This window comes from Microbacterium sp. F01, assembly GCF_056156365.1.
Map to the genome: position 1 here is coordinate 3,426,640 of NZ_CM149592.1, position 14,066 is coordinate 3,440,705.

12 protein-coding genes are annotated in these 14,066 nt (G+C 68.9%); 2 read left to right on the forward strand and 10 right to left on the reverse strand.

The genetic code is table 11. From position 1 onward, the window contains the following. Positions 1 to 24: 24 nt before the first annotated feature. The 5 genes from ACVN90_RS15785 to ACVN90_RS15805 form a co-directional block, all read right to left on the reverse strand. Positions 25 to 936 (reverse strand): bile acid:sodium symporter family protein, encoded by a 912-nt coding sequence (locus ACVN90_RS15785; protein WP_475099155.1) that lies wholly within the window; start codon positions 934 to 936, stop codon positions 25 to 27. Positions 937 to 1,001: 65 nt separating this feature from the next. Continuing rightward, positions 1,002 to 3,026: a glycoside hydrolase family 13 protein gene (locus tag ACVN90_RS15790; protein WP_475099156.1), complete on the reverse strand. Its 2,025-nt coding sequence runs from the start codon at positions 3,024 to 3,026 to the stop codon at positions 1,002 to 1,004. A gap of 24 nt (positions 3,027 to 3,050) precedes the next feature. After that, on the reverse strand, positions 3,051 to 3,947 hold the full coding sequence (locus ACVN90_RS15795) for a sugar ABC transporter permease (RefSeq protein WP_475102140.1): 897 nt from the start codon (positions 3,945 to 3,947) through the stop codon (positions 3,051 to 3,053). Between the two features lie 115 nt (positions 3,948 to 4,062). Then, on the reverse strand, positions 4,063 to 5,679 hold the full coding sequence (locus ACVN90_RS15800) for an ABC transporter permease subunit (protein ID WP_475099157.1): 1,617 nt from the start codon (positions 5,677 to 5,679) through the stop codon (positions 4,063 to 4,065). A gap of 82 nt (positions 5,680 to 5,761) precedes the next feature. Beyond that, positions 5,762 to 6,991 (reverse strand): sugar ABC transporter substrate-binding protein, encoded by a 1,230-nt coding sequence (locus ACVN90_RS15805; RefSeq protein WP_475099158.1) that lies wholly within the window; start codon positions 6,989 to 6,991, stop codon positions 5,762 to 5,764. Between the two features lie 264 nt (positions 6,992 to 7,255). Between ACVN90_RS15805 and ACVN90_RS15810 the strand changes: the two genes are divergently transcribed. After that, positions 7,256 to 7,744: a YajQ family cyclic di-GMP-binding protein gene (locus ACVN90_RS15810; RefSeq protein ID WP_475099159.1), complete on the forward strand. Its 489-nt coding sequence runs from the start codon at positions 7,256 to 7,258 to the stop codon at positions 7,742 to 7,744. 27 nt (positions 7,745 to 7,771) lie between these two features. On the opposite strand, the gene ACVN90_RS15815 is transcribed toward ACVN90_RS15810, so the two are convergent. Continuing rightward, positions 7,772 to 8,929, reverse strand: coding sequence for a MalY/PatB family protein (locus ACVN90_RS15815; RefSeq protein WP_475099160.1), 1,158 nt, complete (start codon positions 8,927 to 8,929; stop codon positions 7,772 to 7,774). Positions 8,930 to 8,976: 47 nt separating this feature from the next. Between ACVN90_RS15815 and ACVN90_RS15820 the strand changes: the two genes are divergently transcribed. After that, positions 8,977 to 9,453, forward strand: a complete 477-nt coding sequence (locus ACVN90_RS15820; protein ID WP_475099161.1) for a hypothetical protein — start codon at positions 8,977 to 8,979, stop codon at positions 9,451 to 9,453. A 160-nt stretch (positions 9,454 to 9,613) separates the two neighbouring features. On the opposite strand, the gene ACVN90_RS15825 is transcribed toward ACVN90_RS15820, so the two are convergent. From ACVN90_RS15825 to ACVN90_RS15840, 4 genes are all read right to left on the reverse strand, one after another. Continuing rightward, positions 9,614 to 10,705 carry an alpha/beta hydrolase gene (locus tag ACVN90_RS15825; RefSeq protein ID WP_475099162.1) on the reverse strand — a complete coding sequence of 364 codons (1,092 nt, stop codon included), beginning with the start codon at positions 10,703 to 10,705 and terminating at the stop codon, positions 9,614 to 9,616. Between the two features lie 24 nt (positions 10,706 to 10,729). Next, positions 10,730 to 12,103, reverse strand: a complete 1,374-nt coding sequence (locus tag ACVN90_RS15830) for an FAD-dependent oxidoreductase (protein ID WP_475099163.1) — start codon at positions 12,101 to 12,103, stop codon at positions 10,730 to 10,732. A 109-nt stretch (positions 12,104 to 12,212) separates the two neighbouring features. Further along, positions 12,213 to 13,268 carry a polyprenyl synthetase family protein gene (locus tag ACVN90_RS15835; RefSeq protein WP_056368931.1) on the reverse strand — a complete coding sequence of 352 codons (1,056 nt, stop codon included), beginning with the start codon at positions 13,266 to 13,268 and terminating at the stop codon, positions 12,213 to 12,215. Positions 13,269 to 13,323: 55 nt separating this feature from the next. Continuing rightward, positions 13,324 to 14,058, reverse strand: coding sequence for a demethylmenaquinone methyltransferase (locus ACVN90_RS15840; protein WP_311292474.1), 735 nt, complete (start codon positions 14,056 to 14,058; stop codon positions 13,324 to 13,326). Positions 14,059 to 14,066: the final 8 nt, after the last annotated feature.

Genomic DNA, 14,066 nt, shown 5'->3' on the forward strand with positions numbered 1-14,066 from the left:
CGGCAGCATCCGTCGCCCTCGTCGTCAGGCTGACGCCGCCGGCGTGGCCGCGTCGTCCGCGGAGTCGGATGCCGGCTCCTCGGCAGCTCCCGAGCGGTCGCGGATCAGGAAGCCGAACCCGAACGCGATGAAGAACATCAGCACGCCGTACACGGCCGCCGGCAGCGACAGCTCGACCGAGCCGAGCACGGTCTGCGCGATGACGATCGCGAGCGTCGCGTTGTGGATGCCGATCTCGAACGACGACGCGATCGACTGGCGCTTGCCGACCTTCACCAGGCGCGGCGCGAAATACCCGATCGTGAGGCTGATGAGGCAGAACACGATCGTGATGAGCGAGAGCCTGCCGAAGTTCTCGACGAGGAGCGCCCAGTTCTGCACGACGGCGCCGGCGATCACGACGACCAGGATGATGACGGATGCGATGCGCACCGGCTTGTCCATCGCCTCCGCGAACCGCGGCCAGAAGCGCCGCACGATCATGCCGAGCGCCACCGGCAGCAGCACGATCGCGAAGACCTCCATCGTCTTCGCCCACTGCATCCCCAGCTGGTCGTCGAACGGGTTGAAGTAGAGGATCGCGAGGTTGGTGATGAGCGGGAGGGTGAACACGGCGATCACCGAGTTCACCGCGGTGAGCGAGATGTTCAGGGCCACGTCGCCCCGGAACAGGTGGCTGTAGAGGTTGGCGGTGGTGCCGCCCGGCGACGCCGCGAGCATCATCATGCCGACCGCGAGGATCGGCGGCAGCTGGAACGCGAGCACGAGCCCGAAGCAGATGAGCGGCAGCAGGATCAGCTGGCACACCAGCGCGACGATCACCGCCTTCGGCTGCTTGAGGACGCGGGCGAAGTCGCCGGGGGTGAGGCTCAGGCCGAGCCCGAACATGATGATTCCGAGGGCCACGGGCAGGCCGATGGTGGTCAACGCTGACATGGGACTCAGTGTGCAGGATGCTGCGACCCCGTGTCACGGGTTGTCCACAGGTGGCCGCCTTCCGGTCAGGCGGACTCGACCAGCTCCGCGGGGGTGGTCTCGTCGGCCGAGACGACGCCCCGCGACACCTCGTCCGCGGTCGCGGAGACGGGCTCGGGCGCCGGCACGTCGACTCCCGCGAGCCGCCAGACGGCGAACGCCGGCCCGTCGGCCGACAGCAGCACCGAACCGTCGCCGGCGACCGCGAGGGTCGCGTCGCCGCAGACGGCCTCCGCGGCGGCCGCTCGGGGCAGCGCGCTGGGCGCGATCTCGGCATCGGCGTCGCCCCTGGCGGCGAGGACGAGCAGCGTCTCGTCGGCCGACTCGCGCACGAACACCACGGACTCGTCGTCGACGTGGACCCAGCGCAGACCGCCGGTCGACAGCGTCGGGTGCGCGTGACGCAGAGCGACGAGCTCACGGTAGAGGGCGAGCCGTTCGGCCACCTCGGGCTCGCCCTCGCTCCCCCACGGGATCGGCGTGCGGCTCGCTTCGCCGTCGACCCCGACGAGGCCGAACTCGTCGCCCGCGAAGATCACGGGCAGGCCGGGCAGCGTCATCATGAGCCCCGCCGCGACCGGGACCGTCCCCGGCGCCGCGTTGGTCGCGAAGCGGCCGGTGTCGTGGGTGTCGAGCGGCTGCATGTTGCCCAGGCGCACGCGCCACGGGATGCCGGCCGTGAAGCGCACCACGGCGTCGACGAACTGCCGCGCGGTGTACCGCGGGATGCCGCCGACCGGCTGCGTGAAGAACCACGGCTCGGTCGCCTCCCGGCCGTCGTGGGTGAGGTACGGCGCGTGGGTCGGCTCGGAGAGCCAGCCCCACACCGGCCGAGTGAACGACGGGTACGTCATCGCGCCGTGCCAGCCGTCGCCCTGCAGGTCGCTCGCGGCGTCGTTCGTCGACTCACCGAGCAGGATGGTGTCGGGATTGATCTCGATCATCGTGCGACGCAGCAGCTGGCGCACCTCGGCATTGAGATCGACGGAGCCGAGGCGTCCCGTCATGTTGGCGACGTCGATGCGCCAGCCGTCGGCCGCGTACGGCGGCTTCAGCCACTTCGCGACCACCGAGTCCGGGCCCTCGATGAACCGGTCGCGCAGCTCCTGCGACGCCCAGTTGAACTTGGGCAGCGTCGGCACGCCGAGCCACGAGGCGTACCTGGTGTTCGCGGCATCCGTGAAGTAGTAGAACTCCTCCTCCGGCGCGCCGGGACGGCCGAGTGCCGCCTGGAACCACTCGTGCCGATCGCCCGAGTGGTTGCTCGTCAGATCGCCGATGACACGGATGCCGCGGGCGTGCGCCGCCTCGATCAGCCGGACGTAGGCCTCATCGCCGCCGAGCAGCGGGTCGACCAGGTCGAAGCTCGACGCGTCGTACCGGTGGTTCGACGCGGCCGGGAAGATCGGCGTGAGGTACAGGAGGTTGACGCCGAGCGACACGAGATGGTCGAGCTTCTCGATGACGCCGTCGAGGTCGCCGCCGTAGAACTGCTGCGAGCGCGCCGGCACCACGGGATCGACGGGGTCGTCCCAGGTCGCCGGGATCGCCCAGTCCGGGGTCGGATGCGTGTCGGCCCGCGCCGACCGCGCGAAGCGGTCGGGGAACACCTGGTACATCACCGAGTCGGTGAGCCACGCCGGCGGCTCCGGGTACGCGACGAGCGCGAAGTCCTCGGCGTCGAGGGTCTCGATCGCGTGGAGGCCGGTCTGATTCAGCCACTCGACGCGCCCGTTCTCATGCACGAGCACCCAGCGGTACCCGTGACGCGGATTGCGCACCGTGACGGGGGCCTCCCACCACTCCCAGCCGTCCGCCGCGCCGAGGGGCGCAGCATCCGTCCATTCCGGCTCGTGATCGGGATTCGAGCGCGTGCGCACCGCGGCGAGGGGTCCGTAGCCCGCCGGCACGCGGAGCCGCACGGTGACCACGTCCCCGAGCTGCGGCGCGAGGTCGGACACGTACAGCGGCGAGCCGTCGTGGTGAGGAAGGAGGGTCGTCAAGGCGAGGTCTTTCGTCAGGCGTGCGGTGGCGGGGGTCGCCCCGATCATGGCAGAGCGATCAGCCTCGCGGGATCAGCCCTTCGTGGCGCCGGCGGTGAGACCGCCGACGATGTACTTCTGCAGCAGCAGGAACACGATCACGACGGGGATCGCCGCCATCACCGCGCCTGCGGCGAAGCCCGACCAGTCCGCGTAGCGCGGGTTCGACACGAGCTTCGTCAGGCCGACGACGAGCGTCTGCTTGTCGGGATCGATGAGCAGGACGCTCGCGATCATGTACTCGTTCACGATGCCGATGAACGACAGCAGTCCGACGACCGCGAGGATGGGCGCGACCAGGCGGAGGATGATCGTGAAGAAGATGCGGGCATGGCCGGCGCCGTCGATCTTCGCCGCCTCGTCGAGTTCCTTCGGGATGGTGTTGAAGAAGCCGTACATCAGGTAGGTGTTCACGCCCAGCGCGCCGCCGAGGTAGATCAGGATCAGACCGCTCAGCGTGTTGAGTCCGATGGCCGGGAACCAGTCGCTGATCGCGCTGAACATGAGGAAGATCGCCACCACCGCCAGCATCTGCGGGAACATCTGCACGACCACGATCGTGATGAGGCCCACGCGCCGGCCCATGAAGCGCATGCGTGAGAACGCGTACGCCGCGAGGGCGCCGATGAACACCATCGTGAATCCCGTGATCAGCGCCACGATCATGGTGTTGAGGAACCACTGGGGGTACGGGATCTGCGGGTCGGTCAGGATGCGCACGTAACTGTCGATCCCGACGGCAGAGAACAGCTGGTTGGTGCCGGTGAGGGTGCCGCTCGGGTTCAGCGACGCCGACAGCACGTACAGCAGCGGGAAGATCGCGAACGCCGACACGACGATCGCGACGAGGTGACGCCAGCCGGTGTCGGCGAACCACCTGCCGAACGGGCGACGGCGAGCCGGCCGCTCGGCACGCGGCGAGGGCGCCATGCCGGGCGCCGCGGTCTGGAACTGCTCGGCGGTGCTGCCGCCGGCGACGGCGAGGGTCGCGTTCTGCGTCACGGTCTTGTCGGGGTGGGCGAGACGGTCCTGGGATTCCGACATGTCAGTTCAGCTCCTCGAGGGCCTTGGTCTTGCGGAAGCTGATCACCGCGATGACGGCGACCACGATGAAGATCAGGATCGTGAACGCGGATGCGAGCCCGTAGTCGCGGTTCTGCCCGGTGAAGGCGACCTTGTAGACCATCGAGATCAGCAGGTCGGTGTGCCCCGCCGGTATCGCCGTGTCCTCGAATCGCGGCCCGCCGCCGGTGAGCATGTAGATCAGGTTGAAGTTGTTGAAGTTGAAGGCGAACGACGCGATCAGCAGCGGCGCGACCGTCACGAGCAGGAGCGGAAGCTTGATGCGGCGGAAGATCTGCCACGGGCTCGCGCCGTCCATGACGCCGGCTTCGTTGACCTCTTCGGGGATGCCCTGCAGAGCCCCCATGCAGACGAGGAACATGTAGGGGAAGCCGAGCCAGAGGTTGACCAGCAGCACCGAGAACTTCGAGATCCACGGGTCGGTCAGCCAGCCGATCTCGGCCCCGCCCAGGAGCACCTGGTTGATGAAGCCGAAGCTCTTGTTCATCATGCCGGCCCAGATGAGGGCCGACAGGAACGCCGGGAACGCATACGGCAGGATCAGCATGATCCGGTACCCGTTCTTGAACCGCATCCGCTTGCTCTGGAAGAGCATCGCCAAGAGCAGCCCGAGGAAGAACGTCGTGGCCACCGAGACGATCGCGAACACGAACGTCCACGCCGTCACCGCCAGCAGCGGGCCGCGGATGGTCGTGTCGGTCAGTGCGCGCACGAAGTTGTCGAAGCCGACGAAGACCTGCCAACCGGGCAGCAGCTGCTCACCGGATTCCGAGGTGAAGGCGCCCTCGCCGGAGTCGGTGTAGACGGTGCCGGTGGAGGTGTCGGTCATCGTGTCGGCGGCGGGGTCGTACACGAGCGTGGAGGTGTAGAGGTACCCCTTCTGACCGTCCTGCGTACGGATCGCGCCTTCGTTGGGGTCGTCGGTGTACGGCACCGCGAGCTCTTCGACCTCGTTGCTGCGCGCGAGCACGTCCGCGAACGTGAGCGTGGTCCAGCCGTCGACGGCGACGGCCTTGCCGCCCTCCATGGTGGCCTCGACCGACTCGAGCGGCTTCTGGTTGGTGCCGAGCGACGCTTCGCCGTCGGTGGGGTCGGTCACCAGCAGGCCGAGTTCGCCGACGCGCTCGACCACGGTCACATCGAACGTCGGGGAGTCCTCGACGCGGACGAGCGAGGACCGCATGAGGGACGCGATCGCCTGGTCTTTGGAGCCGTTGTGGCCGGTGCCGTAGTTGGTCAGGCCGATGTAGGCGGTGTAGCTCAGGGTGAAGATCTGGAAGACGACCAGCAGGATGATGCCGGGGGTCAGGTACTTGCCGGGGATCTGCTTGCGGGAGAAGTAGATCCAGTTGACGAGGATCGTCACGGCCGTCACCAGCGTGAGAACCAGCCACTCGTTGTGCAGGAAGAGGACGAAGACGGCGTAGAGCGCGACAGCGTCCACGATCGCCAGCATCACGATCTTGAGCACGATCCAGCGCAGCCGGCCGCCGGCCGCATCGGCCATGCGGGCGGCACTGCGCTGCTTCGGCGTCTGCGGCGGGGCCTTCTCGTCAGTCGCGGAGAGAGTATCGGTCATCGATCATCCTCATCATCGGGACCGGGACGGATGCCTCGGCATCCGCCCCGGTCGCCTGTCACGGTCGTGAGACCGCAGGGTGTTACTTGATGGCGGCGCTCACGTCGTCGGTGAGCTTCTGCCACGTCGCCGTCGGGTCGGCGCCGTTGATGATCGCAGCCTCGGCGATGCCCCAGAACTGCCACACGGCGCCCATCGCGGGGATGGCCGGCATCGGGACGGCGTCGGCACCGACGGTCTGGAAACCGGCGATGATCGGGTCGGCGGCCGCCGTGTCGGCAGCAGCCGTGAGGGCGGGCAGCACGTTGCCGGCCTTGAAGAGCTCGAGCTGAACGTCCTCGGTGCCGATGTAGTTGACGAGGAAGTCGTTCGCGGCGACCTTGTTGTCGGACTCGGAGCTCACGAAGAAGCCCTTGACGCCGGCGAACGGCTGAGCGGGAGCCCCGGTCGGGCTCGCGATCGGGTCGATCGCGACGTTGATGCCCGCGTCGGTCGCGGCACCGACGTTCCAGGGGCCGGTCAGCCAGAAGGCCGCCTCACCCTCGAGGAACTTCGTCTTGGCGATGTCGCCGTCGACGTCGGTGTTGAAGTTGCCCGCCGCGCCCTGCGCGCCGAGCCAGCTCGCGAACTGGAAGCCGCCCTCGTTGCCGATCTGCAGGTCGGCCGGGTCGTAGTTGCCCTCGGCGTCGGTGCCGAAAACGGGGGCGCCGAACGCGGTCTGGAACGGGTACAGGTGGTACGGGTCGCCCTCGACGCCCTGCTGGACGACGAACGGGGTGGTGAGGCCGGCGGCCTGGCCCTTGGCGATCATGTCGTCGAAGCTCGTGGCCGGCTCGGGGATGATGTCGGCGTTGCGGAGGATGGCGATGTTCTCGACCGCGTACGGGAGCATGTAGGTCGTGCCCTCGTACGTCGAGGCCTGCAGCGCGACCGGGAGGTAGTCGCCGGCGGTGTCGCCGAGCTCGATCGGAGCCACGACACCGTTGGTCGACAGCTCGCCGAGCCAGTCGTGGGCCCCCATGACCACGTCCGGGCCCTTGCCGGTCGGAGCCTGCTGGATGAAGTCGTCCTTGATCTTGCCGGTGTCCTTGCCCACCAGGTCGACCTTGACGCCGGTCTTCTCGCTGTACGCGTCGGCCGCGCCCTTCAGCGCGTCGACGCGCTCGGAGTCGACCCAGACGGTCAGCGTCGACGTCGCGTCGCCCTCGTCGGTCGAACCGGTGTCGTTCCCGCTGCCTGCGCAGCCTGCGAGGACGATCGACGCGACGGCGAGACCGCCGAGCGCGAGCCAGCTCTTCTTGTTCACCTTCATCGGTGCAGTGCCTCTCTGGAGTGCTGAGTGAGTCCGGCCGCACTGTCGGTCGCGACGGTGCGTGGTCGACTCTCGCTCGCGATTGCAAGCGCTTACATTTGTAACTCAGCAGAAGCCATATGGCAACACGGGGTTCGGATCGATATCTCGCCGTGACTTTCACCGCTCATGTGGAATCGCTTGCACGCCGCGCTCCGACGGGAACCGCGTGCAGCAGCATCCGTTCTCCCGCGCCGTACGGCACCCGCCGATAGACTGCCCGGCATGGCAGATTCTTCGTTCGACATCGTCAGCAAGGTCGACCACCAGGAGGCGGAGAACGCCCTCAACCAGGCCCGCAAAGAGATCGAGCAGCGCTACGACTTCAAGGGCACCGGGGCCTCCGTCGAGTGGAGCGGCGAGTCCGTGCTCATCAAGGCCAGCACCGAGGACCGCGCGAAGGCCGTCCTCGACGTCTTCCAGTCGAAGCTCATCAAGCGGGGCATCTCACTCAAGAGCCTCGAGTCGGGCGAGCCCTTCGCGAGCGGCAAGGAGTACCGGATCGTCTCGACCATCAAGGACGGCATCTCGTCCGAGAACGCGAAGAAGATCTCGAAGATCATCCGCGACGAGGGTCCCAAGTCGGTGAAGTCGCAGATCCAGGGCGACGAGCTGCGCGTGCAGTCGAAGTCGCGCGACGACCTGCAGGAGGTGCAGCGCCTGCTCAAGGCCGCCGACCTCGAGGTCGACCTCCAGTTCGTCAACTACCGCTGACACTGGCTCGACGCGGGGGCGTTCGGTTCAGACGGTCACGCTCGCGAGCCGCCTCACCGCCTCGGTGATGGTCTCCGGCGCGCAGGCGAGGTTCATGCGCGCATAGCCCGCGCCCTGCCGTCCGAATGCGGGGCCGTTCGACAATGCGACGCGCGCCCGCTGTTCGCCGATGACGGCGGGGTCGTCTCCCCACCCCAGACCGGACATGTCCAGCCACGCGAGGTAGCTCGCCGACGGGCGACGAAGCCGCACCGCGGGCAGATGCGCTGCGAGTTCGGCGTGCAGATGGTCGACATTGGCCTCCACGGCGGCGACCGTGCCGGCGAGCCAGTCCCGGCTGTGAGCGAATCCCTCCCGGGTTGCGATCAGCCCGAACTGGCCTGCTCGGAAGGTGACCTCCTCGGGCAGCGAGCGGATGAGGTCGGTCATGCGGTCGGACGCTGACACGAACAGTGCGGTCTTCAGCCCCGCGAGGTTGAACGCCTTGCTCCCCGACTCGGCGGCGATGCCGTGCGCCCGCGCCTCGTCCGAGACGGTGAGGTAAGGGGTGAACGCCACGCCGTGATGGGTGAGCGGTGCGTGGATCTCGTCCGCGACGACGAACCCATCGTGCCTGGCCACGATGCGGGAGAGCTCTTCGAGCGTCGACCGGTCGTGGACCAGTCCGACGGGGTTGTGCGGGCTGCACAGCAGCACACCCTTCGCGCCCGCTGCCAGCGCGCGGTCGATGCCGTCGAGGTCGAGCGCGTACGCGGATCCGTCGTCATGCAGCGGCACCTCGACCACCGCCCCGCCTGCCTCGGGGATCAGGTCGTAGAACGGCGGGTAGATCGGGGGCGTGATCACTACGCCGTCGCCGGGTTCGATCAGCCGGCGCAGCGACTCCACGATCACGACGCTCACATCGGTCGTGATGCCCATTCGCTCCGGATCCGGCTCCCAACCCCAGGCGGCAGCGGCGTAGTCGCGGAATGCCGCCCGAGCGCCCGGATCGACAGGATTGACGTACCCGGTGTCGCCCAGATCGATCGCCTCGTGCAATGCCCGCCGGATCGCCGGCGCGAGCGGGAAATCCATCTCGGCGACGAACATCGGCAGCACGTCGTCGGCGTAGACGCCCCACTTCTCACTCGTGCGTCGGCGGAGAATCGCCATGGCGTCGGCCGACGTGGGGGTGATGGGCATCGTCGTTGCTCCTCGGTCGCGGTGGAATCCGACCCTACACTCGGGCCATGCGCTTCCTCCGGGCCGTGTTGTCGGCCGTCGTCGCGACGCTGCCGGTGCTGGTCGTCCTCCTCATCCCGTCGCTCGTCCGCAGCGATGTCGACGGGGGCTCGGCCGTCGGGGTCGGCACCGCGATCCTCAACGCGGCGTTCATCGCCGCGGTCATCCTGATCCCGAGGGTGAACGGCTGGCTCGACCCCGAGGTGCCGGACTGGACATCGTCGACCGCGATGGCCGCGGCCGGCCGGGTGTGGCGCACTCGCATCTGGCTCGCCCTTCTCGCCGTGCTGGCGCTCCTGGCGATCCTCGCGGCGGGGCAGACCGCGGCGTTCTTGCTGGGCCAGAGCTCGCCGGCGGTCACGGACGGAACGCTCGACTACAGTCGCTTCCTCGCGCAGGAGCTCGTGGTGTACCTGCTGGGGTACGTGCTCTCGCTCACGACCTACGTCCTCCTCGTGCGCGTGATCGCCCGCCGCGCGGAGTGACCGACCGCGGCCGGGAACGATAAAGGCCCCGGGTGCTGGGGACACCCGGGGCCTGTCGTCGTCTGCTCTCGCATCACCAACCCCCCGGTTAGCGGCGCGTGACGACGGATGGGAAGGATTCTTGGGGAGGGCCTTCCCTGAGATGCTGGGGACATCTCCCCTACAGCTTAACCCGAGTGTCTACAAGAGCGCTGTCCCCTCTTCGGGGGACATTTTCGTACGGTGCGACGTACGCGCGAGCCCATCGGTCCAGAGCATCGTACGCGATCGCCCGAGGGGCAGGGCGCGAGAGGAAGACATCGTGGATGGCGCCGTCGACGCGGGCGATCGTGACGAGCCCGCCGATGCGGGTCGCGGCCCGGGCGATGTCGTCGACCACCAGAACGGAGTCCGTCGAGGTCATGGACTCCTTCCACGACAGCGGTGTCGTCGATCCGGCCGACAGCAGCACCATCGCCGGGCAGCCGACGTCGACGCCGGCTGCCACGCGGCGGTGCCCCTCCATCACGGCCGACAGCCATGCCGGAGCGGTCGGAAAGCCGCGGTCGGGCCGCCAGAGCGCGCGGTGGTCGTCCGGTGGCAGAGCGCCGATCTCATCCTGCGCCCGCGTGTAGAACCCGAAGTCGACGGCGGGCTGCGTGCCGCGCGGATCCAGCCGCGCCCGCATGTCCACCAGCGGGGCCAGGGCCTGACGCCCGAGGGTGCCGAGCTGCAGCTCGAGCCACGGGCTGTTGAGCACGACCGCGTGCGCGAGGCCGGGGTGTCGAGCGGCCCAGAGGGTGAGCGTGAGGCCGCCGGTCGAATGGCCCATCAGCACGAGCTTGCGGCGGCTCGCGCGTCTGTCCGGTTCGGCCGACGGGTCATGTCCGGCTGACCCCGCGGTGTGTCCCATCGCGTGCAGCGCCGCCGAGATGTCGAGGTCGTAGTCCTCGAGGGAGTCGATGTACCCGGGCATCTGCCCGTCGCGCAGGCTCCGGCCGTACCGGCGCAGGTCGAGCGCGTAGAACCTCGCGCCGCGCCCCGTCCAGAAGCGCGCGAGGTCGCGCTGGAAGAAGTAGTCCGACCAGCCGTGCACGTAGAGCACGTCGACGTCGCGCAGCGGCGCGAACAGCGTCAGGAACGGATTCGGGATGCTGCGCACGAGCGTGGCGACGAGCGGCCCATGCTCGCCGTCCACGCCGAGCGACAGCGTCAGCTGCTCGAACGGCTTCCCCAGGATGTCGGGGACCCACGTGAGGGATGGCCCGGCCATGCCCCTCAGCCTAGGGGCGTGGGGTCACTCGCCCCGGGAGATCGTCACCATCTCGTCGCGGGGCACGACCTTGATGCGCGCCCGCTCGTGGGGTGCGCCGAGCGCCATCTCGTGCTCGTCGAGGCGGTGCCAGCCGTCGAGGTCGGTCCAGGCCACGCCTCGCTCGGCGAGCAGTGCCGGGATTGCAGCCTCCGACGGGTCGGCCGGCTGCCACCAGGTGCCCTGGTCGTTGATGAGGTGACGGACCGTCTCCATGGCGTCGGACTTGGTGTGGCCGATGAGGCCCACCGGCCCGCGCTTGATCCAGCCGGTGGCGTACACGCCGTTGACGCGCTGGTTCGAGTCCTTGCTCAGCACCTGGCCTTCGCGATTCGGGATGACACCGTGCCGGTCGTCGAACGGCACGCCGTCCAGGGGCGATCCGAAATAGCCGACGGCGCGGTACAGCGCCTGGATCGGCACCTCGCGCAGTTCGCCGGTGCCGACGACCCCGCCCTCGCCGTCGGGGCGTGTGCGCTCGTAGACGAGAGCGGACACGCGGCCCTCGGCATCCGCCTTCACCTCGACCGGCTTGGCGTAGAAGTGCAGGTGCAGGCGGCGCGACGCCGCGCCGCCGTTGTTGTTGACCGAGTCGCGCTTACGCCAGGACTGCAGCACGCGGTCGATCACCATGACCTGCTTGTTGCTCGCGATGGCGGCGCGCGCCGCGTCGTCGTAGTCGAAGTCCTCGTCGTAGACGACCATGTCGACGTCGCGCAGCTCGCCGAGCTCGCGGAGCTCGAGCGGCGTGAACTTGACGTTCGCGGGGCCGCGGCGGCCGAAGACGTGCACGTCGGTCACGTTCGAGGCGACGAGGCCCTGGTGCACGTTGTCGGGGATCTCGGTCGGCAGCAGGTCTTCCGCATGCTTGGCGAGCATGCGCGACACATCGAGTGCGACGTTGCCGTTGCCGATGACGGCGACGGATGCTGCGTCCAGCGGCCATTCGCGCGGCACATCGGGGTGCCCGTCGAACCAGCTCACGAAGTCGGCGGCACCGTAGGAACCGATGGCGTCGATGCCGGGGATCTCGAGGTCGGTGTCGCGGATGGCGCCGGTGGCGAAGATGACCGCGTTGTAGTGGTGCTTGAGGTCTTCGAGGGTGATGTCCTCGCCGAAGTGCACGTTGCCGAAGATGCGGATGTCGCCGCGGTCGAGCACCTCGCGCAGGGCCGTGATGATGCCCTTGATGCGGGGGTGGTCGGGAGCGACGCCGTAGCGGACCAGCCCGTAGGGCGCGGGCAGCTGCTCGAACAGGTCGATCGACACGTCGAACTTGCGCTCGGCCTTGAGCAGGATGTCGGCGGCGTAGATGCCCGCCGGTCCTGCGCCGACGATCGCCAGCCGGAGCTTGGTCATGGTGGTCCTTTCGGGAGGTCGGCTCGTCGCGTCCCCCGGTCGTTGAGCGAGATGTCGACTCGCTTCGCTCGCTCGACCCGGGTCTTCGCGAGACGAAACGCGGGTACGTCTAACTGGAGCGGTCGGCGACGGCCTGGGCGAACCGGGTGAGGGCCTCCCGCACCGCGCCGTCGGGCAGCGGCGCGAGCGCCTCGATCGCCTCGGTCGACCACGCGTTGGCGAGGTCGAGGGTCGCCTGGGTGGCCTCGTGGTCGCGCAGCTGCGCGAGCGGCTCGTCGAGGATCGCGGGGTCGGCGCCGTCGGCGATGCGCGCCACGCCCTCGTCGATGCGGTCCCGCAGGTCGACGGAGGCGGCATCGGTCCGCTGCCCGAGCACGAGGTAGGGCATGGTCGGCACGCCGGCCCGCAGGTCGGTGCCGGGCACCTTGCCGGTCTCGTCGGGGTCGGCCGAGAGGTCGATGACGTCGTCGAGCAGCTGGAACGCGACGCCGGCCTTCTCGCCGAACGTCACCATCGGCTGCTCGAACTGCTTGGGCCCGTTGGAGAACACGATGCCCGACTGCGCGGCCGCCGCGATGAGCGAACCCGTCTTGTCGGAAAGCACCTGGAGGTAGAACGCGACGCGGTCGTCCTCGTCGGACGGCCCGACCGTCTCGTGCATCTGCCCGAGCACGAGCCGCTCGAACGTGTCGGCCTGCAGCCGGATGGCGTCCTCGCCGTGGCGCGCCATGATCTGGCTCGCGCGGGAGAACAGCAGGTCTCCGGTGAGGATCGCGATGTTGTTGCCCCACACGGCGTGCGCACTGGGGACGCCGCGACGCTTGTCGGCGGCATCCATCACGTCGTCGTGGTAGAGGGATCCGAGATGCGTCATCTCCAGAGCGGTCGCGGCGTCGATCACCTCGTCGGTGGCGCCGTCGCCGAGCTGAGCGGTCAACAGCGACAGCATGGGACGGATGCGCTTGCCGCCGGCGTCGTAGAGGTACCGGCTGGTCGCGTCGGCGAGGGTGTCGGCCACGCGCAGCTCGCGCTCGAGGGCGCTGTCGACGCGCTTGAGCCCCGCCTCGACGGTCTTGAGCAGGCCGCGCGATCGCGCGCCCGCGAAGATGCGGTCGGTGAGGCCCAGCTTGCCCGCGATATGCGAGCCCGGCGCTGTCGGTGTCACACGCCCAGCCTACCGGGGGCGCGTTTCGTCGCGGTCCGCCGAGCGGCGACCGCTGCTAGGCCTGGGGTTTCGTGGCGCGGTGCAGCGCGACGATGCCCATCGAGAGGTTGCGGTGCGCCACGTCGGTCCAGCCGGCCTGGCGGATCCACGCCGACAGCGTGCGCTGGTCGGGCCAGTCGCGGATCGACTCGTTCAGGTAGTCGTAGGCCTCGGCGTTCGAGCTGACGGACTTCGCGACGACCGGCAGCACACGGTCGTTGTAGAAGCGATACAAGCCGTTGAACGCCTTCGACGGCGGGTGCGAGAACTCGCAGACGACGAGGCGCCCGCCGGGCTTCGTGACACGCAGCAGCTCGCTCAGCGCCTTCTTCGGCTCGTTCACGTTGCGCAGCCCGAACGACATCGTGACCGCGTCGAACTCGTCGTCGCCGAAGGGCAGGTCGGTCGCGTCGGCCTGCACGAAGGAGAGATTCCGGATGCCGCTGTGCCGGCGTCGCCCCTCGGCGATCATGCCGGGCGAGAAGTCCGCCGCGACCACCGTGGCGCCCCGGCCTGCGAGGGCGACGCTCGAGGCGCCCGTGCCCGCAGCGAGGTCGAGGATGCGCTGCCCGGCGCGCGGGTTCACCGCCCGCGTCGTCGCGGCGCGCCAGAACCGGTCATTGCCCATGCTCAGCACGGTGTTGGTGCGGTCGTAACCGGCCGCGACCTGGTCGAACATGCCGCTCACGCGCGACGGGTCCTTGTGGAGGTCGGCGCGGTTCGGCTCGGGATCGGAGGGGTGGGATGCCACGGCTTCGA

Bases quoted from the DNA above. Each gene is read 5' to 3' on its own strand.
- ACVN90_RS15785 (WP_475099155.1), bottom strand. From the start codon at position 936: ATGTCAGCGTTGACCACCATCGGCCTGCCCGTGGCCCTCGGAATCATC.
- ACVN90_RS15790 (WP_475099156.1), bottom strand. From the start codon at position 3,026: ATGATCGGGGCGACCCCCGCCACCGCACGCCTGACGAAAGACCTCGCC.
- ACVN90_RS15795 (WP_475102140.1), bottom strand. From the start codon at position 3,947: ATGGCGCCCTCGCCGCGTGCCGAGCGGCCGGCTCGCCGTCGCCCGTTC.
- ACVN90_RS15800 (WP_475099157.1), bottom strand. From the start codon at position 5,679: ATGACCGATACTCTCTCCGCGACTGACGAGAAGGCCCCGCCGCAGACG.
- ACVN90_RS15805 (WP_475099158.1), bottom strand. From the start codon at position 6,991: ATGAAGGTGAACAAGAAGAGCTGGCTCGCGCTCGGCGGTCTCGCCGTC.
- ACVN90_RS15810 (WP_475099159.1), top strand. From the start codon at position 7,256: ATGGCAGATTCTTCGTTCGACATCGTCAGCAAGGTCGACCACCAGGAG.
- ACVN90_RS15815 (WP_475099160.1), bottom strand. From the start codon at position 8,929: ATGCCCATCACCCCCACGTCGGCCGACGCCATGGCGATTCTCCGCCGA.
- ACVN90_RS15820 (WP_475099161.1), top strand. From the start codon at position 8,977: ATGCGCTTCCTCCGGGCCGTGTTGTCGGCCGTCGTCGCGACGCTGCCG.
- ACVN90_RS15825 (WP_475099162.1), bottom strand. From the start codon at position 10,705: ATGGCCGGGCCATCCCTCACGTGGGTCCCCGACATCCTGGGGAAGCCG.
- ACVN90_RS15830 (WP_475099163.1), bottom strand. From the start codon at position 12,103: ATGACCAAGCTCCGGCTGGCGATCGTCGGCGCAGGACCGGCGGGCATC.